The organism is Corynebacterium sp. CQ3829_602738 (assembly GCF_054478435.1).
Map to the genome: position 1 here is coordinate 1,846,635 of NZ_CM137003.1, position 23,186 is coordinate 1,869,820.

At 67.6% G+C, this 23,186-nt stretch carries 19 protein-coding genes; 12 read left to right on the forward strand and 7 right to left on the reverse strand.

What is annotated here, in order from left to right:
• Window positions 1–4: 4 nt before the first annotated feature.
• A complete protein-coding gene (locus tag ACX1NL_RS08895; RefSeq protein ID WP_269511047.1) occupies window positions 5–673 on the reverse strand; it encodes a hypothetical protein in 669 nt (222 codons plus the stop codon).
• Between the two features lie 88 nt (window positions 674–761).
• Entirely contained in the window at window positions 762–2,600 is a 1,839-nt protein-coding gene (locus ACX1NL_RS08900) for an AMP-dependent synthetase/ligase (protein ID WP_458897944.1), read from the reverse strand.
• A gap of 53 nt (window positions 2,601–2,653) precedes the next feature.
• On the opposite strand from ACX1NL_RS08900, the gene malQ reads away from it, so the two are divergent.
• Window positions 2,654–4,798 carry a 4-alpha-glucanotransferase gene (malQ, locus tag ACX1NL_RS08905; RefSeq protein WP_458897945.1) on the forward strand — a complete coding sequence of 715 codons (2,145 nt, stop codon included), beginning with the start codon at window positions 2,654–2,656 and terminating at the stop codon, window positions 4,796–4,798.
• Here the strand turns inward: malQ and ACX1NL_RS08910 are convergent.
• The 4 genes from ACX1NL_RS08910 to ACX1NL_RS08925 all read right to left on the reverse strand — a co-directional run bounded on the left by ACX1NL_RS08910 (window position 4,795) and on the right by ACX1NL_RS08925 (window position 8,379).
• Window positions 4,795–4,935, reverse strand: coding sequence for a hypothetical protein (locus ACX1NL_RS08910; RefSeq protein WP_269511055.1), 141 nt, complete (start codon window positions 4,933–4,935; stop codon window positions 4,795–4,797). The two genes, malQ and ACX1NL_RS08910, sit on opposite strands and share 4 nt — an antisense overlap.
• Window positions 4,936–4,959: 24 nt before the next feature.
• Window positions 4,960–5,097 (reverse strand): hypothetical protein, encoded by a 138-nt coding sequence (locus ACX1NL_RS08915; RefSeq protein ID WP_458897946.1) that lies wholly within the window; start codon window positions 5,095–5,097, stop codon window positions 4,960–4,962.
• Window positions 5,098–5,123: 26 nt separating this feature from the next.
• Window positions 5,124–6,350, reverse strand: a complete 1,227-nt coding sequence (locus tag ACX1NL_RS08920) for a chymotrypsin family serine protease (protein ID WP_458897947.1) — start codon at window positions 6,348–6,350, stop codon at window positions 5,124–5,126.
• A 73-nt stretch (window positions 6,351–6,423) separates the two neighbouring features.
• Window positions 6,424–8,379 (reverse strand): M3 family metallopeptidase, encoded by a 1,956-nt coding sequence (locus ACX1NL_RS08925; RefSeq protein ID WP_458897948.1) that lies wholly within the window; start codon window positions 8,377–8,379, stop codon window positions 6,424–6,426.
• A gap of 32 nt (window positions 8,380–8,411) precedes the next feature.
• Between ACX1NL_RS08925 and ACX1NL_RS08930 the strand changes: the two genes are divergently transcribed.
• Entirely contained in the window at window positions 8,412–9,185 is a 774-nt protein-coding gene (locus ACX1NL_RS08930; protein ID WP_239356389.1) for a carboxylesterase family protein, read from the forward strand.
• On the opposite strand, the gene ACX1NL_RS08935 is transcribed toward ACX1NL_RS08930, so the two are convergent.
• Window positions 9,182–9,778 (reverse strand): hypothetical protein, encoded by a 597-nt coding sequence (locus ACX1NL_RS08935; protein WP_239356388.1) that lies wholly within the window; start codon window positions 9,776–9,778, stop codon window positions 9,182–9,184. The two genes, ACX1NL_RS08930 and ACX1NL_RS08935, sit on opposite strands and share 4 nt — an antisense overlap.
• A 72-nt stretch (window positions 9,779–9,850) precedes the next feature.
• Between ACX1NL_RS08935 and ACX1NL_RS08940 the strand changes: the two genes are divergently transcribed.
• From ACX1NL_RS08940 to ACX1NL_RS08985, 10 genes are all read left to right on the forward strand, one after another.
• On the forward strand, window positions 9,851–11,725 hold the full coding sequence (locus ACX1NL_RS08940) for an ABC transporter ATP-binding protein (RefSeq protein ID WP_458897949.1): 1,875 nt from the start codon (window positions 9,851–9,853) through the stop codon (window positions 11,723–11,725).
• Between the two features lie 45 nt (window positions 11,726–11,770).
• On the forward strand, window positions 11,771–14,287 hold the full coding sequence (locus ACX1NL_RS08945) for a glycosyltransferase 87 family protein (RefSeq protein WP_458897950.1): 2,517 nt from the start codon (window positions 11,771–11,773) through the stop codon (window positions 14,285–14,287).
• Complete coding sequence (locus ACX1NL_RS08950; protein ID WP_458897951.1) at window positions 14,220–15,341, forward strand: MalY/PatB family protein; 1,122 nt, start codon at window positions 14,220–14,222, stop codon at window positions 15,339–15,341. The genes ACX1NL_RS08945 and ACX1NL_RS08950 overlap by 68 nt, the downstream gene beginning before the upstream one ends.
• 87 nt (window positions 15,342–15,428) lie before the next feature.
• Window positions 15,429–16,859, forward strand: a complete 1,431-nt coding sequence (brnQ, locus tag ACX1NL_RS08955; protein ID WP_458897952.1) for a branched-chain amino acid transport system II carrier protein — start codon at window positions 15,429–15,431, stop codon at window positions 16,857–16,859.
• 13 nt (window positions 16,860–16,872) lie between these two features.
• Window positions 16,873–17,856 carry an LLM class flavin-dependent oxidoreductase gene (locus tag ACX1NL_RS08960; protein ID WP_239306256.1) on the forward strand — a complete coding sequence of 328 codons (984 nt, stop codon included), beginning with the start codon at window positions 16,873–16,875 and terminating at the stop codon, window positions 17,854–17,856.
• A 98-nt stretch (window positions 17,857–17,954) separates the two neighbouring features.
• Entirely contained in the window at window positions 17,955–18,734 is a 780-nt protein-coding gene (locus ACX1NL_RS08965) for a GntR family transcriptional regulator (RefSeq protein WP_458897953.1), read from the forward strand.
• 10 nt (window positions 18,735–18,744) lie between these two features.
• Complete coding sequence (locus ACX1NL_RS08970; RefSeq protein ID WP_458897954.1) at window positions 18,745–20,172, forward strand: ABC transporter substrate-binding protein; 1,428 nt, start codon at window positions 18,745–18,747, stop codon at window positions 20,170–20,172.
• Window positions 20,169–21,092 (forward strand): ABC transporter permease, encoded by a 924-nt coding sequence (locus tag ACX1NL_RS08975; RefSeq protein WP_458897955.1) that lies wholly within the window; start codon window positions 20,169–20,171, stop codon window positions 21,090–21,092. Before ACX1NL_RS08970 ends, ACX1NL_RS08975 begins: the two co-directional genes overlap by 4 nt.
• Window positions 21,089–21,868: an ABC transporter permease gene (locus tag ACX1NL_RS08980; RefSeq protein ID WP_311389681.1), complete on the forward strand. Its 780-nt coding sequence runs from the start codon at window positions 21,089–21,091 to the stop codon at window positions 21,866–21,868. Before ACX1NL_RS08975 ends, ACX1NL_RS08980 begins: the two co-directional genes overlap by 4 nt.
• Window positions 21,855–23,186, forward strand: a complete 1,332-nt coding sequence (locus ACX1NL_RS08985) for an ATP-binding cassette domain-containing protein (RefSeq protein WP_458897956.1) — start codon at window positions 21,855–21,857, stop codon at window positions 23,184–23,186. Before ACX1NL_RS08980 ends, ACX1NL_RS08985 begins: the two co-directional genes overlap by 14 nt.

Below are 23,186 nucleotides of genomic sequence, written 5' to 3' on the forward strand. Positions count from 1 at the left end.
CAGGCTAGGCGCCGCGGCGAGAACGCTTCGCGGCGACCTTGGCCACGATCCTGTCGATGCGGGCGCGCTCCTCCAAAAACTCCGGCGGGTTGGACCCGCGCATGGTGCGCACGAACGCCGGGTGGTCCACACAGACGGTCTCCACCCAGCCGACAACGGCCTCCTCGACGATCTCGCCGACGCGGGCGTACATCTGCGGCAGCGACACCACGCCGAGCTCGCGGGCGACCATGTCGGTCTGCTCCAGGCAGTAGGACACAATCTCGCCCAAGTGCTGCACCACCAAGTCGGTGCGTCCGGTCAGCGCGTCCTGCATCGTCTGCACCGAGAACGGGGCTTGTAGGGGGAAGAGGTCGTTCAGGCCGGAGGCGTCGAGAAGCTCGGGCTCCGGAATGCGCTCCTCCGGCTTCGCGCCCGCGGACAGGTGGCCGGCGGCGCGGCCGGAGGTCAGCGCCTGGCGCAAGCCGATCAGCTCAGCGACGACGCGGCGGGCATCCTGGCGGGCGTCGTCGACGATCTCGACGAACTCGGCGAGGCAGTCCTCGGTGAGCTCGCCGTCGTAATCCGCAATCGCCTCGGCAAGGTGCTCGGTGTACTCCGCCACCTCGTCGCCGATGTTGTAAATCTCCTGCGTGAGCTCGCGGTGGCGCAGCACGGCGGCAGTCTTGTGCATCGCGAGCCCTCCTTGGAAACGCCTGTGGGAAGTGACAAATTGGCATGCTATGCCACAGCCGCCAAGGAGGAAGGAAGGCGCGCCGGACTTAGCGCTGATACAGCTTGTCGATGTCCTCCTGGAACCGCTGGAACACCACGTTACGCTTGACCTTCATCGTCGGGGTCATCTCGTCGTGCTGCTCGGACAGGTCGCGGTCCAGGATGCGGAACTTCTTGATCGCCTCGGCGCGCGAGACGGTGGCGTTGGCCAGGTTCACCGCGTCCTGGACCTCCGCGCGCAGCGCCGGGTCCTGGGCGAGCTCGGCAACCTTTTTGTTCGCCGGGATGTTGTGGTTGGCCTTCCAGCGCTTCAGTTCTTCTTCGTCCAACGTGACCAGCACGCCGACGAAGGGTTTGCCGTCGCCGACCACCAGCGCGTTGGAGATCAGCGGGTCCTGGCGGATGATCTCCTCCATCGGGCCCGGGGAGATGTTCTTGCCGCCGGCGGTGACGATCAGGTCCTTCTTGCGGCCGGTGATGGAGACGTAGCCGTCCTCGTCTACCTCGCCGAGATCGCCGGTGTTGAACCAGCCGTCCGTGAGCGCCTCCTCGGTGGCGGCCGGGTTGCGCCAGTACTTCTCAAACACGCCGGGGCCTTTGAACTCGATCTCGCCGTCGTCGTTGATGCGCACCGAGTAGCCGTTGACCGGCCGGCCCACGGTGCCGATCGTGTTGGCATGCGCGTTGTTCACGCATGCCGCCGCGCACGTCTCGGTCAGGCCGTAGCCCTCGTAGATGGGCACGCCCATGCCGCGGAAGAAGTGCGACAAATCCGCGCTCATTGCGGACCCACCGGTGATGCCGTACCAGACGGAGCCGCCCATGGCCTCCTTGATCTTGCCGTAGACGACCTTGTCGTAGACCGCGCGCTTCGCCTTCTGCACCCGCGACGGGCCCTCCGGGGTGTCCAGCGCCTTCGAGTACTCAATCGCGGCCTTCTCGGCCTCCAAGAACATGCGCTTGCCAATCGCGGAGCCGTCCGCTGCCTTGTTGTAGGCGCCCTCGCGCACCTTCTCAAACACGCGCGGCACGCCGACGACCAGGTTCGGGCGCACGCGCTGCAGCTCCACCATCATCGTCGACGTGTCGGACCAGTGCGACTGGGTTGCGCCCGAGATCGTCCACGCCAGCGACACCGCGCGCGCCAGCACGTGCGCCAGCGGCAAAAACGTGACCATGCGCTGGCCGGGGAAGGACACCGAGCCGATCTCGTTTTCCAAAAGCGCCCAGCACTGATACGCCCAGTTGCCGTGCGAAATCTCCACGCCCTTCGGCCGGCCGGTGGTGCCGGAGGTGTACACGATGGAGCCCAGCGTTTCGTGGCGGGTGGCGGCCACGCGTTCGTCGATAAGCGATTGCTCGACGTCTCGCCCCTCAAACTTCAGCGTCTCCACGCCCGAGGCGTTGAACTCGTAGATGCGCTCGAGCTTTGATGGGGAGTCCGCGAACTTCGGCTTGCCCGTCTCGTCCAGCAGGAACGGGCTCATCAGCTGGGTGTGGTCGCGAGTTTCGGTGAACGCGATCTTCGCGCCGGAATCCTCCAGGATCCACTGGATCTGGTGCATCGAACTCGACGGATAAATCGGCACCGAGGCGGCGCCGGCGGCCCAGATGGCGAAGTCCACCAGCGACCACTCGTAGCGCGTCGACGACAAAATGGCCACGCGGTCGCCCGGCTCCACGCCCGCGGCGATCAGGCCTTTCGCGACCTCGTAGACCTCCTCCAAGAACTCCGCCGCCGTGACGGAGACCCACTCGTAGTTGCGCGGCCGGTAGTACAGCACCAGGTGGGGGCTCTGCTCGCAGGTGCGAATCAGCCGGCTGAGGCAGGTGTCCGTGTCGTTGAGCGTGAATCCAAGTTCCGTGGTGTGCGCGTTTGAAGGCATGGTGTCCAAGACTACCCCAGCGTGCTGGCCTTAGCTTTGGCACAATGCGTGGCGTGACCAACGTTGCCCTGCTCCACGCCCTCGCCGAATCGTATGGCTTCGGCACGTCCTACCGCGCCTCGAACGGGCTGGTCACCGAGCCGCCCGCCGAGTCGTTTATCAAGCTGCTGCGGGCCTTGGGGCTTTCGCTTAACGACGACCCGTCGGACGAAGAACTCCAATTCCACCTCGATGCCCGCAAAGAATTCTGGGCGACCAGGCCCATGCCGCCGTGCGTGGTGGCCACCGAGGGCGCCGAGAAACACTTCAACGTCCACGTCCACGACGGGCACTTCGCGCACTGCTGGATCCGGCTGGAGGACGGCTCCTCGCGCGACGCCTACCAGGACGAGAACTGGGCCCCGCCGTTCACCGCTGCCGACGGCGTGGTCTGGGGCGAGGCCACGTTCCACGTGCCGGGCGATCTGCCGGCCGGCTACCACGAGCTGCACTTGGAGTCCGACAACTTGGATGAGGTCTGCCCGCTGATCGTGGTGCCGGCGTCCTTGTCCACCAACGCCGAGGTTGTGCAGGACCCGGTGTGGGGCGTGATGGCGCAGCTGTACTCGGTGCGCTCGCTGGACTCCTGGGGCATCGGCGACTTCAACGACCTCGGCGCGATCGCCGAAGCGGTGGCGGCCGAGGGCGCGGACTACCTTTTGATCAACCCGGTACACGCCGCCGAACCCGTCCCGCCGATCGAGGACTCGCCGTACCTTCCCACCTCCCGCCGGTTTGTCAACCCGATCTACATCGCGGTGGAGCAGGTGCCGGAGTATGGGCTGTTGGACGAGGGGGACCGGGAGGACGTCGAGAAGCTTGCTGCGGAGTTGAAGGCGATGAACAACACCGCAGACCCCTTGGAGCGCGACCGGATTTTCGCCGCGAAGCTGGCGGCGCTGCGCACGCTGTTTTACCTTTCGGCGGCGGACGAGGCGCGCACGCGGGACTTCGAGCTGTTCTGCGAGGTTGAGGGCGAGGGGCTGCGCCAGTTCGCCGAGTGGTGCGCGGCGCAGGCAAGCGAGTCGGAACACCACGGCGCGCCGAAGCACGCGGGCGAGGACCCGCAGGAGCTGGTGCAGTTCTACATGTGGCTGCAGTTCATCGCCGACGAGCAGCGCCGCGTGGCGCAGGAGCGGGCGCTCGCGGCCGGGATGCGGCTGGGCATCATGACCGACCTGGCGGTGGGCATCCACCCCGGCGGGGCAGACGCGGCGACGTTGCACGAGGTGCTGGTGCCCGACGCCTCGGTGGGCGCACCGCCGGACCAGTACTCGCAGCAGGGCCAGGACTGGTCGCAGCCGCCGTGGAACCCGCAGCAGCTGGCGGAGGCTGGCTACGGGCCGTGGCGCGATTTGCTTCGCACGGTGCTGCGGCACTCGGGTGGAATCAGGGTGGACCACGTTTTGGGCCTGTTCCGCCTGTTCTGGCTGCCGCGCATGGACCCCCCGGCGCACGGCGCGTACATGAACTACGACTTCGAAGCCATGGTCGGCGTGCTAGTGCTGGAGGCGCAGCGCGCCGGCGCCGTGGTGGTCGGCGAAGACCTGGGCACGTTCGAGCCGTGGGTCCAGGACGTGCTTCGCGACAAGGGCATCCTCGGCACCTCCGTTTTGTGGTTCGAGTCCGTGCCGCCGGAGGCACCGCGCCCGTCGCAGCAGTACCGCAACCTCGCGCTGACCGCGGTGGGCACCCACGACCTGCCGCCCACCGCCGGGTATTTGGAGGGCGCGCACAACGCGCTGCGCCACAAGCTCGGGCTGGTCAAGGAGTCGCTGGAGGAGCTCAACGCCACGGACGCGGTGTGGATCTCGCAGGTGCTCGCCGCCGCGCAGGCGGAGGGGGCGTTCGACAACTCGCCGCTCGCTGACGTGGACTTTCTCGACCGGGACTTGGGCGAGTACGACGACGTGGACGCCCTCGTCGAGGGGCTGACGCGGTTTATCGCCTCCACCCCGTCCGCGATGACGTGCACGAACCTGGTGGACATGGTGGGCGACACCCGCATTCAAAACCAGCCGGGCACCAACCGCGAGATGTATTCCAACTGGTGCATTCCGCTTTGCGACGCCTCCGGTACCCCCGTCCTCATCGAAGACCTCCCCGACGTCGCACTGTTCACGCGCATCGCCAAAGCCAGCGCGCGGAGCGAACGCTAGAGGGCGCTGACGATCGCCGCGAAGACGACGAGCGCGATGAGCACCCACATCACCTGGGTCACCCGCGACTGCGGGTACTTGCGCTGCGGCTTGGGCAGCTTCTGGTCCTGCTTGCGCAGCTCTTCCGGGTTGGCCATGGTGTGTAAGCCTAGCGCCGCGGGCTAGCGGCGGGAAACCAGGCGCGCGGTGGCCCGGGCAACACCGTCGACGAGGCGCAGCAGCGCGTAGCCGGCCGCGGCGCACACCGGCGCGGCCGCGGCGAGGATCGCGGGGACCTGCAGCCAGGGGCTTAGGCCCATCACCCAGCCGAGCAGCACGCTGCTCATCAGATCAGGCCCATCGCGTAGCCGATCGCTGGCACCAGCACCGCCACGGTGGCCACGATGCCGAGGGTGATCAGCAGCGCCTTGGCGACGTTGTTGTCGCGCGGCTCCTCCGCGGCGTCCTCGCTGCTCTGCTCCTGAGCCTCAGGCGTGACGACGGGCGCCTCACTCGGCACACTCGACGGCGTCGCCGCGCCGACCGGGATGGCCGGCTGCAACGTCGCGGCCGGGATCACCACGGTTTTCTTCGTCGGCCCGGAGATGTGGATGGTGTTGCCGGACACCGACGTCACCGCGGGCGCCGGCTCGCGGGTGGGCTGCGGCGACGCCCCCGGTGCCTCCGCGGCAGGCTTCGGGTCCCGCGTGACCTCCGCAACGGGGTTCACCACGGTGCTGCGCACCGACGTCGGCACCGCCGGCGTCGACGTTTTCCTGCTCGGCGAGGCCGGCTTTGCCGACGCACCGTAGTGGGAGCGGAGGAACGTGTCGATGGCGGAGTCGTCGTAAAGCGCGCCGCTTTGAAGCGAACTGGCGCGCTCGAAGCCCACGACCTCCTCGCCGCGCTCGTCCACAAGCGCGTTCGCCCCGGACATCACGCCGACGAGCCCGCGGCCCGGCGCGTAGACCGGCCCGCCGGAGTCGCCGTAGTCCGGCATGCCGGGGGCGTCGAAGTAGATGGTTTTCTCGATCATGCCCACGAACGGCCCACAGGTGGCGCGGTTTGTGCCGCCGTGCGAGGCGTAGCCGTGGTAGCACAGCGTCTCGCCGGGCTCGATGTCCTCGATGGGCACGTACTCGCCGCCGAAGGGGTTGGCCTCCACCTCGACGCCGTTGAACCAGTAGATCACCGCCCAGTCGTTGGCGTTGGAGGCGCCGTAGTAGGCGGCGGCCGGGTAGATCATGCCGGCAGGGGTGGTCATTTCGCGGCCCTTGCTGTCGGCGAGGTAGACCAGCGAGCCGGTTTGCCACCCGTAGTTGCCGTTGTCGGCGCAGTGTCCGGCGGTGTAGCTGCGGCGCTGCTTCGGGTCGTTGTAGCCGATGGTGCAGGCGGTGAGGTTGTCGTTGCCGAGGTTGTCCACGAACATGCGGGCACCTTGCTTGACGACGAGCCGCTCCGCCGCCGGCGCCTCCACCCCACCGACGAGACCAGAAGCTGCCAGCGCGGACGCCGCGGCGAGCGCAGCGACGCGTGCGCCCACGCGGGGGCGTCGCACTGTACCGTTCGCCATGCAGCTTTCCTTGTCTTGTCTTTTAACGGTTTCCCCGGAACTGTACAGCACGAACCCGCGGAAACGTAAGACGCTACACGTCCGTGCCGGCGAGTCCGCGGCGCTCGAGCAGCGGGCGGGTGTCCTTGTCGCGGCCGCGGAAGGCGCGGTAGGCCTCCGCGTAGTCGCGCGAGGAGCCCTTGGACAGGATCGCCTCGCGGAACTTCGCGCCGGTCTGCCGGTTGATGCCTTCTTCGGCGACGAGCTGGTAGCCGTCGGCGTCGAGCGCTTCGGCCCACAGGTAGGAGTAGTAGCCCGCGGAGTAGCCGCCGGCGAAGATGTGGTTGAACCAGGTGGAGCGGTAGCGCGGCTCCAACCCCTCGACGTCCAGGCCGAGCTCGCGCAGGACGTTGTCTTCGAAGGCGTTGATGTCCGACGGGACGTCGTCCGCAAGCGAGTGCCACGCAAGGTCGATCGCGCTGGCCGCGAGGTATTCGGCGGTGGTGAAGCCCTGGCCGAATTGGCGCGAGGCCTCCATCGCCTGCAGAAGCGGCGCCGGGATGACCTCGCCGGTGTCCACGTGGCGGGCGTAGTTGCGGGCGATCTCGGGGGCAAACGCGTAGTTCTCGTTGATCTGGGAGGGGAACTCCACCCAGTCGCGCGGGACGTTGGTGCCGGAGTGCGACGGGTAGCGCACGTCGGAGAGCAGGCCGTGCAGGGCGTGGCCGAACTCGTGGAACAGGGTGGTCACCTCGTCGATGGTGAGCAGGTTGGAGCTGACCGACATGACGTTGACCACCACCGGCTTCGTGCCGGCAAGGTGAGACTGGTCCACGAACGAGCTCATCCACGCGCCGCCGCGTTTCGACGGGCGCGCGTTGTAGTCCGTCAGCAGCAGCCCGATGCCAGTGCCGTCCTCCTCCTTCACCTCCCAGACGTCGACGTCCTCGCGGTAGCCGGCCAAATCCTCGCGCTTCTCCACCGTGATGCCGTAGAGCAGGTTCGCGGCGTAGAAGACGCCGTCGGTGAGCACCTGCTCGAGCGGGAAGTACTTGCGCAGCTCCGCCTCGTCGATGCCGAGTTCTTCCTCGCGGCGCTTGGCCTGCCAGTACGGCCAGTCCGCGCCGCCGAGCTCCTCGCCTGCCAGTTCGCCGGCGAGCTTGCGCTCCGCCTCGGCGTTCGCGGCCGCCGCCGGTGCCAGGTCCGCGATGAGCTGGCGCGCTGCCGCGGCGGTGCCGGCGGTCTCTTCCGCGATGACGTAGTCGGCGTGGGTGTCAAAGCCGAGCAGCTTCGCGCGTTCCTGGCGCAGCTTCACCGACTCCAGGACGATGTCCGGGTTGGAGTCGCGGCCGCGGGCGCGGGAGGCGTCGAAAAGCTTGTGGCGCGCAGAAGACTCCTCGAGCTCCGACTGCAGCGCCTGGGTGGTGGGCAGCTCAATCGGCACGACGTAGTGGCCGCCGTCTTCGTACGCGGCGAGCTGGTCGTCCGAAAGCCCGGCGAGCTCCTCGCGCGAAAACTCCACCGCGAGCTTCTTCGTGTCAGCGAGCAGGTTGCGGCCGAAGCGCTCCGACAGCTCAGACAAACGCTGGTTGATCTCCTGCAGGCGCGACTTCCCGGCGGCGTCCAGGTCCGCGCCGCGGCGGGTGAAGCGGCGCAGCAGCTCGTCGTAGAGCCTCTGCGACTCCGCATCGCCCGGCACCTCGACGCCCTTGATGCGCTGGTAGAGCGCGTCGTTCTGGTAGATCGAGTCCACGTGCGCGGACAGCTTCGGCACAATGCGGTCGGCCACCGCGTCGAACTCGTCGGTGGCGTCGGTGCCCTGCAGGTTGAAAAACCAGGACATCACCCGGTCCAGGTCCTGCCCGGCCAGCTCGAAGGCTTCGACGGTGTTGGCCCACGTCGGCGCGTCCGCGGTGGTGATCTCGGCGATCTCCGCGGCGTGGCGCTTCAGCGCCTCTTCGAACGCGGGCTCCACGTGCTCCAGCCGGATCGCGGCGAAGTCCGGCAGGTTGTACGGCAGGGTCGAGGGGGTCAGAAGCGGGTTTGTCATGGCGGTCAGTGTATGCGGATACGATCTGCCGCATGGGTGAAACGGAAATCACATGCGCGGCCGGCACCATCGTGGGCACTGCCCGCGGCGGCAAACGCGTCTTCGACGCCATCCCCTACCTCGCCGAAGCGCGCCCCTTCGACGACCCGGCGCCCATGGAGCAGGGATTGCTTATCGACGCCACCGCGCCGAACCCCAACGCACTTGCCATCAGCACCCCGGTTAGCGCGCGGCCCGGCACGGACTGCCCCGTGGTGGTGTGGCTGTCACAACCGGTCGAGCTGGGCGATGGATTCGTCGAGGTGCACGTGCCCCACCGCCGCGGTTTCGAAGGCTTCCTCCCCTTTGCCGCGGACGCCATCGGGCACTTCCGCGGCGTCGCGGACGTCAAGCTCGCCCTGCGCTGGGTCCAGCAAAACATCGAGGCGTTCGGCGGCGACCCCACCAACATCACCGTCGTCGGCGCCGGCGAGGAGGCCGCGGTGGCGCTGTGGCTGTGCCGGCGCGACCACTACGCCGGCGAGTTCCGCCGGGTGTGGGCCGCGGATCCGGTGTTCCCGCGCGCGCCGTACGAGAAACGCAAGTGGATCGTGCGCTACCTGCTGTCCGCGCCGCTGACGCGTGCGAAGCTCAACGAGTTGGCGGAAAACCGGCCGGCGAGGATTGGGCGGAGCTATCGTCGATACGCAAAGTTCTTCGGGCCCATGGGCCCGCAGCCTTACGACGCTACCGAGCTCGCCGACCTCGCAACCGTGCGCGTCGCAGAAGCCCTGGACCCGCACGCGATCGCCCAGTTCGCCCGCTAGTTGTTCAGGTTGCCCTTGAAGGTGACGTTGCCGATGGTGAACTCCGCGTCCCACAGGTTGCCCGTGGACACGTCGAAGGGGTACTTCGCGTTCACGGTCGCGCCCGGGCCCAGCGGGCGGTCCAGGCCCACAATGTCCACCCCAGCATCCTCCGCGATGGGCATGAACTTCGCGTCCTTCATGTCCGGGTTCGAGGTGGAGTTGACGTTGTAGCGCAGCTTCGGCTCGAGGGCGTCTTCCGGCAGCGGCGCGTCCGACTCGTTGGTGATTGCCACCACCACGACCGAGCCGCCGTTCGGCGCGTACGAGGAGCCCTGCCACTTGTACGACAGTTCCATCGCCGGGTCCTTCACGCGTTCGCCGGTGGTTTCGTCGCTGACCAGCGGCTCCGCCTCGTTGACCTCGAAGGGCTTGCGCTGCACACCGATGCGGTCGTCGGCCTGGCCCTGCGGGGCGTCCTCGGCGGCGGTGACCTGGGTGGAGCTGATGGTGTCCTCCCCCATCTCGGCGTCCGCGCAGGCAGAAAGCGCCAAGGCGGCTGCCAGGGCGGTGGCGGCCAGGGCGGCCTTGGGGCGGCGGGTGCAGTGGGACATGTGCGCCTCTTCTTTTGTCGCGGTGGGAAGCTTTGCTGCACCACTTTACAGCCCTAGTAGGGTGTCGAAATTATGCAGTCTTTGATGCGCGTTGTCCGCAGCGCTTCCGCCCTCTGGCCTTTCTATATCGCGGTTGTGGCGGTGTCGACGCTGGTGGCTGGTTTAGGGTTGGTCACCCCGTTTCTGCTGCGGGAGGCGACTGACACGATCGTGGCCAAACTTGGCGACGCCTCCCTGCCCGACCCCACCCAAACCGTCATCTGGCTCGCCGTGGCGCTGTTCGCCGCCGAGGCCATGGCTTCGGTGCTGCGCAACGTCTCCGGCTACTTGGGCGACGTGATGGTCGCGCGGATCCGCCAGATCCTGTCCACGCGGTATTTTGCCAAGCTGCTGGCATTGCCGCAGCGCTACTACGACAACCAGGTCACCGGCACCATCATCGCCCGGCTGGACCGCTCAATCGCCAACGTCACGCAGTTCATCCAGTCGTTCACCAACAACTTCTTGCCCATGCTGATGCAGGTGGTGGCGATTCTGGGCATCACCGCCTTTTACTACTGGCCGCTGACAGTGCTGCTGGCGCTGCTGTTCCCGCTCTACACCTGGCTCACCGCGCTGACGTCGAAGCGCTGGCAGGTCTTTGAGAAGGAGAAAAACGCCAACATCGATGAAGGCAACGGCCGCTTCGCCGAGGTCGTGGGCCAGGTGAAGGTGACCAAGTCCTACGGCGCCGAGGTGCGCGAGCTGGAGAAGTTCGGCCGCCACTACACCAACACTGTGGACATCACCCGCCCCCAGTCGCGCTGGTGGCACTCCATGGACACCCTGCGCGGCGTGGCCATGAACCTGATCTTCTTGGGCATCTACCTGATCCTGTTCACCCGCACCCTGCACGGGCACTTCACGGTCGGCGAGATGGTCATGCTCATCCAGATGGTCACCATGGCCCGCCAGCCGGTGACGATGATGAGCTGGATCGTGGATTCCGCGCAGCGCGCCATCGCCGGCTCGCGCGACTACTTCAATGTGATGGACGAGCCGGTCGAGCCGACGGCGAACCGGCAGCTCGTCGAGGCGACGAAGGCGTCGGGCATGCCGGAGGTCGTCGCAAAGCAGCAGGCTCCTTTGCAGGTGCGCGAGCCGGTGATCGCGTTTGAGGACGTCACCTTCGAGTACACCGAGGGTGAGCCCGTGCTTCACAGCGTCAACTTCGCCGCCCACGAAGGCGAAACCATCGCCCTTGTCGGCGAATCCGGCGGCGGCAAATCCACCATTGTGAACCTGCTTTTGGGCCTCTACCCCATCACCCGCGGCCGGCTGCGCGTGTGCGGCGAGGAGATCTCGGAGCTGGATGTGGAGAAGTTGCGCGCCACCACCGGTGTGGTGTTCCAGGAGGCGGCGCTGTTTTCCGGGTCGGTGTTTGAGAACATCGCCTACGGCAAGCCCGACGCGACGCTGGAGGAAGTCGTGGAGGTGGCGAAGCGGGCCAACGCGCACGAGTTCATCATGAAGTTCGCCGACGGCTACGACACCGTCATCGGCGAGCGTGGCCTGCGCCTGTCCGGCGGGCAGCGCCAGCGCGTGGCCGTGGCGCGCGCCATGCTCAAGGACGCGCCGATCCTGATCCTCGACGAGGCCACCTCCGCCCTGGACACCAAGGCCGAGCGCGCCGTGCAGGCCGGCCTGGACCAGCTGATGGAGGGACGCACCACCATCATGATCGCGCACCGGTTGTCCACCATCGCGGGTGTGGACACAATCATCACACTTCGCGACGGCCACGTCGACGAGATCGGCTCGCCTTCCGAACTGGCCGTCTCCGGCGGCATCTACTCCGAGCTGTTGCGCCTGACGGCGTCTTCGTCCGCTGCGGACAGGGAGCGCCTGAAGGCGTTCGGGTTCCACGTCGACGGCGGGGACGAAGAAGATGCGGAAGCCGAACAGTAGGCGCTAGCCCGCGGGCGGCGCGCTCACCCCCTAGTATGCCCATTTGTGCGAAAAGTAATCCTCTCTGTGCCGATGATGGCGGTGGCGCTTGTACTGTGCCTGCTCAGTTTGCTGATTGGCTGGTACCAGCACAGCTACGTGCCCTTCTACAGCACGGACCGGCGCGAGGTGGAGGACTTTTTGGTCTATTACCGCGGCGCGAAGGCGTTCTGGGCGAGCCCGAACGTCTACGAGTCCCTGATCAACACGGGTACGGCGGGCGATTTGCCGTACTCGTACCCGCCGTCGTCGCTGCTGTTTTTCTCGCCGCTGACGCTGTTCGGGGAGACGGTGGGCCTGGTGGTGTTTTCGCTGGTGTCGCTGGCAGCCCTGTGGTGGGTGATCACGCTGACGCTGCGCAAGTGCCGCATCGACGACGCCGGCAAGTGGGCGCTGGTGGCGCTGCCGCTGGCGTTTTGGGTCGACCCGGTCCACAACACCTTCCACCACGGCCAGGTCAACATCGTGCTCATGGCGCTGGTGCTCACGGACCTGTGGTGGGATTCGCCGAAGCGCAAGTACCTACCCACGGGTGTGCTCACCGGCGTCGCGGCCGCGGTGAAGATGACGCCGGCGCTGTTCGGTCTGTACTTCATCTTCACGCGCAACTGGAAGGCGCTGGCCGCGGCGTTTCTCACCGGCGTGATGTCGCTGGGTGTTGCAGGCGCGCTGAAACCGGAGGCGCTGGCGTACTACTTCACCACCCAGATCGGGCAGATGTCCGGCGTGCTGGGGCTGAACCGCTCGCACAACCAGTCCGCCCGCGGCCTGGTGGCCCGGTACGTGCCGGAAGCGGCGCAGACCTACTTCACCGCGATCATGTTCGCCGGCATCATCGCGCTCGCGCTGCTGGCCTTGCGACGCCTGCTGGCCGCCCGCGCCAACGAGGCGGCGGTGCTGTGCGTCGCGCTGCTGTCGCTGCTCGTCGCCCCGATCACCTGGCAGCACCACTACGTGTGGGTGGTTCCGCTGTGCATCATCATGGTCGTCGGCGGCATCCGCAACGCCAACCCGTGGCCGCCGTTTCTGGTAGCGGTGTATCTGACCATCTCCACGATCTTCATCCCGCACAAGCAGATCATGAACCCGATGTCCACCACCCCGGATTCGTACACCGTGCGCGACTTGGCGCAGTCCAGCCTGGTCGTGTGGGCGATTTTGGTGGTGTTTGTGATGTGGGTGCAGGCGCGGGGATTCGTGCTCGTCGATAGGCAAAAGCCCCTGCGGTTCACCCAGTTCGTGGCCTTCCCGCCGCTGGTGGCCTACGCGGTGCTGTGCACGTTTGCAACAGCCTGGTGGCGCAAGATGGAATCGCCGATGCTGTCAGCGTATGAGGGCGTGTTCCACCCGCTGGAGCACCTGCAGATGCTGCGCGGGGCGGGCGACGGTTTCTTCGCCGAACCGGACATCTACTCGGTGGCGTTCAGCTACCCCGACGGGCGGCAGGACTACTTCCTGCACCCGCCGGTGACCATGCTGTTTGGCCGGCTGCTCGGCGCGGGCGAGATGGGCACGTGGGAGGCGCTGCACACCATCGCGGGCACGCTGGCGGTGTGGTGGATCATCTACCTGCTGTTCAGGCGGTTCCGTTGGCCGTCGCCGGTCGCCTGCGCGACGGTGCTGCTGCCGGCGGTGCTGTGGCTGGACCCGGTGCGGTTCAACTTCTACTACGGCGAGCTGGCCATTTTCGCCGTAGCGTTCGTGGCCACGGACCTGTGGTGGACCCGCCCCGCGCAATTCCAGCGCTGGGTACCCAAGGGAATGCTCACCGGCATCGCCGCGGCATTCACGCTGCGGCCGGTGATCTTCGCGCTGTATTTCCTGTTCCGCAAGGACTACCGGGCGCTCGGCTGGATGGGCGGCGCGTTCGCCTCCCTCACCGCGCTGGGTGCGGTGGCGCAACCGGGCATGACCGCCGCGTATTTCACCGACTACCTGTGGCACATCGGCGAGCGCTACGACCTCTCCCAGGCCCAGAACCTCACGCTGTTCGGCGCCGCCCAACGGTTTACCGGCGCAGACGGCGCGAGCGCGCTGTGGGTGCTCGCGGTGCTCGTCGTCGGCGGCGCGCTGATCTACGCCGCCCGCGTTTTTATTCAGCGCGACGAGGCCCCGATGGCGGCGGTCAGCCTTGCGCTCGCGGCACTCACCGTGTCCTCCTGGGCGCCGCCGTTCGCGTGGGCGTGGATGCTGCCGGGCGTGTTCATCATTGGCGAGTTCGCCTGGCGCCGCCGCGACGTCGCCGCGCTGCTGACCATGCTCACCTACCTGGGCCTTTCCACCGTGTTCGTGCCGCACTCGCAGTTTAAAAACATGGACACCATCGCCGGACGCGACCGGGTGCTCGGCGACTGGGTCATGTCGTCCGTGGTGTGGTGGACGCTGCTCGCCGCCGCGGTGTTCGCCGCGTGGGCGCTGACCCAACGCAGAGAAGATGATGGCTACCGTAGGCCCCATGCAATTCCCCGACCTAAGCACCCTGCAAGCCCGCGGCACGAGGAAGTGGACGCAGTTCAACCCTGACGTGCTGCCGCTGTTTATCGCGGAGAGCGATTTTCCCACCGCGCCCGCTGTGAAGCAGGCGATCGTGGACGCCGCCGAGCGCGAGATGTTCGGCTACACCCCCGCCCCGCACGCGCACCGCCTCGGCGAGGCCGTCTCCGACTTCTACGCGGAGCGCTACGGCTGGCGCCCGGACGCGGAGCGGATCTTCCCGGTCGCGGACGTGGTGCGCGGCGTGATGCTGGCCATCCAGTACTTCACCGAGGGCGATGTGGTGGTCCCGGTCCCCGCCTACTTCCCCTTCCTGGATGTGGCGGAGGTTGCGGGGCGCAAGCGTATCGACGTCAGCTCCGCTGGGGGCCTGGATCTGGCGGAAGTGGAAACCGCGTTCCAAAACGGCGCGGGCAGCATCATCGTGACCAACCCGTTCAACCCGGGCGGCTACGTGTTCACCGAATCGCAGCTCGACGAGGTCTGCGCGCTGGCGCGCAAGTACAACGCCCGGGTGATCGTGGACGAGATCCACGCCCCGCTGGTCTACGACGGCACCCACGTCTGCGCCGCGGCGAACAACCCGGACGTGTGCATCACGGTCACCGCGACGTCCAAGGCGTGGAACGTCGCGGGGCTGAAGTGCGCGCAGATGATCTTCTCCAACGACGAGGACGTTAAGACTTGGAACGCGATGTCGGGCGTGGCCAAGGACGGCGTGGGCACCCTGGGCATCGTCGCGGCGGAGGCCTGCTACGACCACGGCCGCGAGTTCTTGGACGAGGAGATCGCGCAGCTCAAGGCCAACCGCGACTGGCTGGTGGAAAACCTGCCCAAGGCGGTGCCGGGCATCGAGATTGAGGTGCCGGCGGCGACCTACCTGATGTTTTTGAACTTCAAGAACACCAAGCTTGTCGACGAAAAACCCGCCGCGTGGCTGCGCCGCCACGCGAAGGTGGCCATGAACGAGGGCGTGGACTTCGGACCCGGCGGCGAGCACCGCGCAAGGCTGAACTTCGCCACCTCGCCGGAGATCCTGGAGGAAGCGGTGCGGCGGATGGGCGGAGCCGTCGCAAAGCTTTAGCATCCCACTTCATGGAACCCTGTTCCCATCTAGCGGTCGGGTGGTTTAAACTCTAGGGAACTTCAACCCAACTAGAGAGGAACGACCATGGGTTCCACAGTGGCATCACAGCCCGAAGGCGGCTCGAAGCGCTCCACCAGCGCGATCGTCGTCACCGGGCTGGCGCTGTTTTCGATGTTCTTCGGCGCGGGCAACCTCATCTTCCCGCCCATGCTGGCCGTGGAGGCGGGCGACAACTTCTGGCCGGCGCTGTTCGGCTTCCTCACCACCGCCTCCCTGCTGCCGGTGCTGGCCGTGATCGCCATCGCGCTGTCAGGCTCGAACCTGCGCGACCTAGCGCAGCGCGCCGGCTCGATTTTCGGCGTGGTCTTCCCGGTGCTGGCGTACCTGTCCATCGGCGCGTTTTACGCGCTGCCGCGCACCGGAGCCGTCTCTTTTGAAACGGCGATCACCCCGCTGTTCGGCTTCGAGTCCTTCGCCTCCTCCGGCGTGTTCAACGTGCTGTTCTTCGGCATCGCGCTGGCGCTGTCCTGGAACCCCACCACCATCATGGAGAAGCTGGGCAAGTTCCTCACCCCGGCGCTTCTGGTGCTGTTGGTCGTGATGATCTCGGTGGCCGCGTTCCGCTGGAGCGCCGAACCGGCCGCGCCGAACGAGCCGTACGACGATGGCCCGCTGACCGCCGGCTTGCTCGAGGGCTACCTCACCATGGATTCCATCGCCGCGCTGGCGTTTTCCATCGTGGTCATCTCCACCCTGCGCCACCGGGGCTTCAACGAGGGCAAGGAGCTGGTCGGCGGCACCATCGCAGCGGGTGTCGGCGCAGGCATCATGCTGGGCCTGGTCTACATCGGCTTGGGCCTGATCGGCCGCGTCATGCCGAACGCCGGCGAGTTCGACAACGGTGCCGGGCTGCTCGCCGAGGCCGCCAACCTGACGATGGGCGGCGCCGGCCAGGCCGTGTTCTCCGCCATCGTGCTGCTGGCCTGCCTGACCACCGCGGTGGGCCTGATCACCGCGACCGGCGAGTACTTCTCCGAGCAGTTCCCCGGCTCCTACCACGTCTGGGCCGTCATCTTCGCCGTGACCTCCATGATCATCGCCACCCAGGGCCTCGAGTTCGTCATGACGATCGCCGCCCCGGTCATCGGCTTCCTCTACCCGCCGGCGATCACCCTGATCGCCCTGACCCTGATCGAGCCGGCCTTCCGCGCCCGCACCCGCTTCAGCTGGGCGTTCTTCCTGCCGCTGTGGACGGCCGTGGTGTGGTCCGCGATCGAGACGTTGATCTCGCTGGAGTGGGGCGCGGATGCCTTGACCCCGATTGTGCAGTGGGCGCCGATGTTCGACGCCGGGCTCGGCTGGGTCGTGCCGGTGGTCATCGCCTTCGTCATCGGCCTGGTCGTGGACTTTGTCCGCCCCAAGCCCGCCATGATCCCGGGCACGATGGAATCCGTCGAGGGCGAAGACCTCTCGGCGGAGGGCGACGCTGTCCCCGTCCTGCAAACCAGGGACTAGTACGGTGGGGCGCATGAACGCCCCACTTTCGCTCATCGATTTCTGCACCCGCTACCCCGGCGAATCCGTCGGCGAGGCGACGCAGCGCTCCGTGGCCTTCGCCCAACAGGCGGAGGCCTTAGGTTATTCGCGCATCTGGTACGCGGAGCACCACAACATGTCCAGCATCGTCTCCTCGTCGCCGGCGGTGCTGATCAGCCACATCGGCGCGAAGACCAGCCGCATCCGCCTCGGTGCGGGCGGCGTGATGCTGCCGAACCACTCCCCGTACGTCATCGCCGAGCAGTTCGGCATGCTGGAGGAGCTCTACCCCGGCCGCATCGACCTGGGCCTGGGCCGCGCGCCCGGCACCGACCAGCAGACCCTGGGCCGGGCGCTGCGCCGCGACCCGCGCGCCGCCGAGAACTTCCCGCAGGACGTCCAGGAGCTGCAGGCGTGGCTGTCCAACACCTCGCCGCTGCCGGGCGTGACCGCCATGCCGGGCTTTAACACCAACGTGCCGCTGATCATCCTGGGCTCGTCCATGTTCGGCGCCTCGTTGGCCGCGCAGCTGGGCCTGCCGTACGCGTTCGCCTCCCACTTCGCCCCGCAGCACCTGGAGCAGGCCACCGCCTACTACCGCGACAACTACCAGCCGTCCGAGCGCCACCCGGAGCCGTACTGTATCGCCGCGGTCAACGTCACCGCCGCCGACACCGAGGAGGACGCGAAGCGCCAGACGAAGGTGGTGCACCGCAACCGCGTGCGCGCGTTTATGGGGCGCCAGGGCAAGCAGCTTTCCGACGACCAGCTGGACACCGTGGTCAACTCGTACCAGGGCCGCCAGATCATCGACATGCTGCGCTACACCGCCGAGGGCACCGGCGAGCAGGTCGCCGAGTACTTGGAGGCGTTCCGCAAGACTGCCCAGGCCGACGAGCTGATGATCTCGCTGCAGGCCGGCAGCCACGACGAGGTGAGCCGGTCCATGGAAATCCTCGCCGAAGCCTGGGGTTAATCGGGACAGGCCTCCAACTAATAGGAGTTATTCGTCGGCTGGTTTAGTATCGGGTGTCGTTACATACCCGGTTGTCGAAAAAGGACGTGATCCTGCACATGGCGCAACTGCCTACCGGCCCACTCCGCCGCCCGCAGCAGCACGAGGAGATCGCGGACTACCTGCGCGACGAGATCTTCGCCGGCCACATCCCGGCCGGCGAGTCGCTGCCCAGCGAGGTGGAGCTGTGCGAGCAGTTCAACACCTCCCGCGGGCCGGTGCGCCAGGCCGTGGCCACCCTGCGCGCCGAGGGCCTGCTGTCCTCCGGCCGCGGCCGCCGCTCCCTGGTGCTGTCGAACACGCGCACCGAGACGTTCGAGGAGATCCTGTCCAACACCTCCTGGATCTTCCGCATGGGCAAGGACCCGAGCGAGGACATGGAGCAGTTCGGCCTGGACACCGCCAGCGAGGAGCTGGCGGAGTGCATGCGCATCACCCCCGGCGACGAGGTCTTCGTTGTGCGCCGCGTGCGCAGCGCCGACGGCGAGCCCATGGTGATTGAGCAGATGGCGTTTCTGCCGGTGCTCTCGGAGGTCATCGAATCCGTGGACACCTCCGAGCAGTCCATCCACCGCGAGCTCATCCGCGCCGGCGCGGACTTCAACAACATCTCCCGCGCCTTCACTATCGAGCAGGCGGATGCCGACGTCGCCGGCAAGCTGGGCATCGCCGAAGGCGCCCCGGTGCTGCGCGTGAAGATCAAGGCGCTGACGCACAACGGCGACGTGCTCGAGGCCGCGGTGCACACCTTCCGCGTGGACAAGCTGTCCTTCGGTCTGAACAACGTGCGCGGGCACTCATCCCCGCTGTGGTTCCAGGCGGAATCAGAGATCCGCTAACCTCTCCTCCATGCATGTAAGGACTCTGGCGGCCGCTGTCGCCTTGGCCCTCCCCTTAGTGTCGTGCGGCGATTCGGTGCCGCGCGACAACGTGGTCGTGGCCGCCTCCGGCGCACCGGCCGGGCTGGATTTCACCACCACCGGCGGCGCGGCCGCGCCCCAGGCGCTCGTGGGCAATGTCTACGAAACGCTCGTGCGTATCGACGCCTCCGGTGCCCCCGTGCCCCACCTCGCCGAACGTGTGGAGCGCGATGGCGGCACGTTCACCTTCCACCTGCGCGACGGCGTCACCTTCGCCAACGGCAAACCGTTTACTGCGGACGATGCCGCGTTTTCCATCCACTACGTGCAAAATGAGTGGACCAACGGGCTGAAAGCCCAGATGGATCCGGTCACAGACGTCGAGGTGGTGGACGAGCGGACGCTGCGCGTGACCGTCGAGGGCGGGACCGCTGCCGAGGACGCGTGGCTGTGGTCCATGGGCACCCTGACGGGGGCGATGATGACACCGGCAGGCGTCGACAAGCTTGCGACCGCTCCCCTGGGCACCGGGCCGTACACCGTGGCCCGCTTCGATGTGGGCGAGGCCATCGAGTTCGACGCGCGGGAGGACTATTGGGGCGGCGACGTCGCGCGCGACGGGATGATCCGCTACTTCGACGACCCGGTCTCCGCCGTCAACGCCTTGCGCGTGGGCGACGCGGACGTGGTGTGGGGCATGCAGGCGCCGCAGCTGATCGACACGCTGCCGGAGGACATCCGCGTCGAGGTGGGCACCACCAACGGCGAGGTGCTGCTTTCCATGAACAACACCCGCGCGCCTTTCGACGACCCGAACGTGCGCCGCGCTGTGGCGTACGCGGTGGACCGGGCGGCGGTCAACGAGGTGGTCTACAACGGCCTGGCCACCGACACCGGCGGCGCCCCCGTGCCGCCGACGGACCCCTGGTACCCGGGCCGCGACTTCTACCCCTTCGATCCGGACAAGGCCCGCGAGCTGCTCGCCGGGCGAACCCCGGAGATCACCATCACCGTGCCCAACCGGCCCTACGCCCAGGAAGCGAGCGAGCTGTTGTACTCGCAGCTTCGAGACGTCGGCTTCCGCGTGCGCCTCGAAACCGTCGAATTCCCCGCGGTCTGGCTGAACCAAGTGCTCAAGGGCCACGACTACCAGGCCTCGCTGGTGGCCCACGTGGAGCCGCGCGACGTGCCCATGCTCTTTGGCAACCCGGACTACTACCTGGGCTACGACAACGCGGTGGTGCGCGAGCGCATCGCCGCCGGCGACATGGCGGGTGCAGTGGAGCAGATCATGGACGACGCCGCGGCGCTGACCCTGGCCAACGCGCCGAACATCGTGCTCTACGCCCCCGGGGTGTCCGGCCTGGACCCGAACGTAGTCACCGACTCGTTGCCGTTGAACGAGGTGGAGAAATGATCCGCACGCTGGCAAAACACATCCTGCGCTTCGTGCTGCTGCTCGCCGCGGCCAGCGTGGTCATCTTCACCCTGCTGCGCGCCGTTCCCGGCGACCCGGCGCGCGTGGCGCTGGGCGTCTCGGCCACCGAGGAGGCCGTCGCGGAGCTCACCGCCCGCTTGGGCCTGGATAAGCCGCTGCCGGTGCAGTACATCGACTGGGTTTCGGGCCTTCTCACCGGCGACTTCGGCATCTCCATGTCCTCCGGCAAAGACATCACCGACACGGTGATCGAGCGCGCCGGGGTCTCGCTCACGCTCACCCTTGTGGCGATGGCGGTCTCGCTCGCCGTCGCGGTGCCGGTGGGCGTGTACCTGGCGCGGCGCACCCACTCCCCCGACGGCGCGTTCGTCGGGGCGCTGTCGCAGGTGGGCATCATCGTGCCGTCGTTTCTGGTCGGCATCGCGCTGGTCGCGCTGTTTTCGGTGCGCCTGGGCTGGCTGCCGGCCAACGGCTGGGGCACGCCGGCGCACGCGGTGCTGCCGGTGGCCTCGCTCGCGCTCGTGCAGGCCTCGATCCTCACGCGCTACGTCGCAGCCTCGGTGCGCGAGGAGATGGGCAAAGATTATGTGAGGACGGGCAGGGCCCTTGGTGCGTCGATAGGCAATGTGCTGTTCACCTCGGCGCTTCGAAACGCCGCGCTGCCGGTGATCACGGTCGTCGGCGTGCAGCTGGCGTCGCTGGTGGTGGGCGCCGTGGTGATCGAGCGGGTGTTCACCATCCCCGGTTTGGGCACCATGCTTCTCGACGCAGTAGGCAACCGCGACCTGGCCACCGTCCAAACCGTGATGATGGTCATCGTGGCGTTCACCCTGGTGGTGAACCTGATCGTGGACCTGACCTACACGGTGGTGGACCCGCGGATTCGGAGGCAGGCATGAGCTGGCAGCGCAAAGTTGGCGCGGCGATCGTCGCGCTGGTGGCCTTCGCGGCGCTGCTGTCGCTCGTGTGGACGCCCTACGACCCGCTACAGACCGAGGTCGCCGCGCGCTTGCAAGGTAGTTCCGCGACGCACTGGATGGGCACCGACCAGTTCGGCCGCGACATTCTCTCGCGCGTCATGGACGGCGCGCGGCTAACGCTGACCGTGGCCGTGGGTGCGGTCGCGCTGTCGGGCCTGGTCGGGGTGCCGCTAGGGATCTGGGCCGGGATGCGGCGCGGCGCGTCGAGGTTTGTCATGGCCGGTGCCGACCTGCTGCTCGCCTTCCCCGCGCTGCTGCTCGCGATTGTGTTCACCGCCGTGTTCGGCGCCTCCATCTGGATTGTGGTGCTGGCCATCGGCATCGCCGGCATCCCCGCCTTCGTGCGCGTGGCCCGCGCAGGCACCATGCAGGTCATGCAGCGCGACTACATCCTGGCCGCGCGCATCGCTAAGGTCTCCGGGCCTTTGATCGCGTGGCGGCACGTGCTGCCGAACATCTGGCCGCTCGTGCTCACCCAGGTCTCCGTCGCGGTCGCCCTGGCCATCCTGGCAGAAGCCGGCCTGTCGTTTCTGGGGCTCGGCGCGCCCGCGCCCTACGCCTCCTGGGGCCGCATGCTGCAGGCCTCCCAGCCGTACCTGGCCACCTCCCCGCACCTGGCGCTGTGGCCGGGTGCCGCAATCGCGCTGACCGTGCTGGGCTTCAACCTTCTGGGACACGCTGATGATCGACGTTAAACACCTTTCCATCCCCGGCATCCTCGACGACATCACCTTTTCCGTCGCGCCGGGCGAACGCGTGGGCATCATCGGCGAATCCGGCTCCGGCAAGTCCGTCACCGCCCTGTCCATCATGGGTTTGACCGACCTGCCGGCGGAGGGCTCCATCACCGTCGACGGCACCGAGATGGTGGGCACCCCGGACCGCGTGCGCCGGCGCGTGCGAGGCAAAAAGGTCGCGATGGTGTTCCAGGAGCCGATGACGGCGCTGGACCCGCTGAAGAAAATCGGCAAACTCGTCTCCCGCGAGCTTTTGCGCGAGGTCGGCGTGGACCGGCCGGGCGCCTACCCGCACGAGCTGTCCGGCGGGCAGCGCCAGCGCGTGCTCGTCGCGCTGGCCCTGTCGCAAAACCCGGACGCGCTGATTTGCGACGAGCCCACCACCGCCCTCGACGCCATCGTGCAGGCGGAGATCCTGGAGCTTCTGGACCGCCTCGTGCGCGAGCGTGGCATGGCGCTGCTGTTCATCTCCCACGACCTCGCCGTGGTGCGCCGCATGACCGACCGGGTGCTCGTGTTCAAGGGCGGGCGCATGATGGCGCCGGACTCCGACTACGCCAAGGCGCTCGCCGCGGCCACGGTGCCCGGCCCGCCCGCCGCACCGACAGCGCTCGGCGAGCCGGTGGTCACCCTCGGCGGGGTCTCGCTGCGGCGCGGGCACACCCTGGCCGTCGACGACGTCACCCTCACCGTGCGCGCCGGCGAGCGCCTCGCCATCGTCGGCGGGTCCGGCTCCGGCAAAACGTCGCTGTTGCACATCATCGCCGGCCTGCGCGAGCCGACCGCCGGCACCGTCAACGTTGCGGGCGACGTGCAGATGGTCTTCCAGGACCCGTACTCGTCGCTGGATCCGCGGATGGCCGTGAGGACGTCGATACGCGAGGCAGGCGTCGATGCCGCCCGCGCCGACGAGGTGCTCGCGCGCGTCGGGCTGGAAGGCACCGGCGACCGCACACCTAGGCAATTCTCGGGCGGGCAGCGCCAGCGCATCTCGATTGCGCGCGCCGCGGCACCGCGCCCGAGCATTTTGCTTGCCGACGAGCCCGTCTCCGCCCTCGACGCCACCATCCAAGACCAGGTGCTGGACCTGCTGCGCGATACCGTCGGCAAGCACACGCTCATCTTTGTCACCCACGACCTGAAGGTCGCCCGCGAGCTGTGCCCCACCGTGGCGGTGATGCGGCACGGGCGCATCGTGGAGCAGGGCGCGACCGAGGAGATCTGGGCGGCGCCGCAGCACCCGTACACGCGCGAGCTGCTCGCCGCTGTGCTGTAG

Excerpts from the sequence above, each read along its gene's own strand:
- ACX1NL_RS08895 (WP_269511047.1), bottom strand. The coding sequence starts at position 673 with ATGCACAAGACTGCCGCCGTGCTGCGCCACCGCGAGCTCACGCAGGAG.
- ACX1NL_RS08900 (WP_458897944.1), bottom strand. The coding sequence starts at position 2,600 with ATGCCTTCAAACGCGCACACCACGGAACTTGGATTCACGCTCAACGAC.
- ACX1NL_RS08910 (WP_269511055.1), bottom strand. The coding sequence starts at position 4,935 with ATGGCCAACCCGGAAGAGCTGCGCAAGCAGGACCAGAAGCTGCCCAAG.
- ACX1NL_RS08915 (WP_458897946.1), bottom strand. The coding sequence starts at position 5,097 with ATGGGCCTAAGCCCCTGGCTGCAGGTCCCCGCGATCCTCGCCGCGGCC.
- ACX1NL_RS08920 (WP_458897947.1), bottom strand. The coding sequence starts at position 6,350 with ATGGCGAACGGTACAGTGCGACGCCCCCGCGTGGGCGCACGCGTCGCT.
- ACX1NL_RS08925 (WP_458897948.1), bottom strand. The coding sequence starts at position 8,379 with ATGACAAACCCGCTTCTGACCCCCTCGACCCTGCCGTACAACCTGCCG.
- ACX1NL_RS08930 (WP_239356389.1), top strand. The coding sequence starts at position 8,412 with ATGGGTGAAACGGAAATCACATGCGCGGCCGGCACCATCGTGGGCACT.
- ACX1NL_RS08935 (WP_239356388.1), bottom strand. The coding sequence starts at position 9,778 with ATGTCCCACTGCACCCGCCGCCCCAAGGCCGCCCTGGCCGCCACCGCC.
- ACX1NL_RS08940 (WP_458897949.1), top strand. The coding sequence starts at position 9,851 with ATGCAGTCTTTGATGCGCGTTGTCCGCAGCGCTTCCGCCCTCTGGCCT.
- ACX1NL_RS08950 (WP_458897951.1), top strand. The coding sequence starts at position 14,220 with ATGCAATTCCCCGACCTAAGCACCCTGCAAGCCCGCGGCACGAGGAAG.
- brnQ (WP_458897952.1), top strand. The coding sequence starts at position 15,429 with ATGGGTTCCACAGTGGCATCACAGCCCGAAGGCGGCTCGAAGCGCTCC.
- ACX1NL_RS08960 (WP_239306256.1), top strand. The coding sequence starts at position 16,873 with ATGAACGCCCCACTTTCGCTCATCGATTTCTGCACCCGCTACCCCGGC.
- ACX1NL_RS08965 (WP_458897953.1), top strand. The coding sequence starts at position 17,955 with ATGGCGCAACTGCCTACCGGCCCACTCCGCCGCCCGCAGCAGCACGAG.
- ACX1NL_RS08970 (WP_458897954.1), top strand. The coding sequence starts at position 18,745 with ATGCATGTAAGGACTCTGGCGGCCGCTGTCGCCTTGGCCCTCCCCTTA.
- ACX1NL_RS08975 (WP_458897955.1), top strand. The coding sequence starts at position 20,169 with ATGATCCGCACGCTGGCAAAACACATCCTGCGCTTCGTGCTGCTGCTC.
- ACX1NL_RS08980 (WP_311389681.1), top strand. The coding sequence starts at position 21,089 with ATGAGCTGGCAGCGCAAAGTTGGCGCGGCGATCGTCGCGCTGGTGGCC.
- ACX1NL_RS08985 (WP_458897956.1), top strand. The coding sequence starts at position 21,855 with ATGATCGACGTTAAACACCTTTCCATCCCCGGCATCCTCGACGACATC.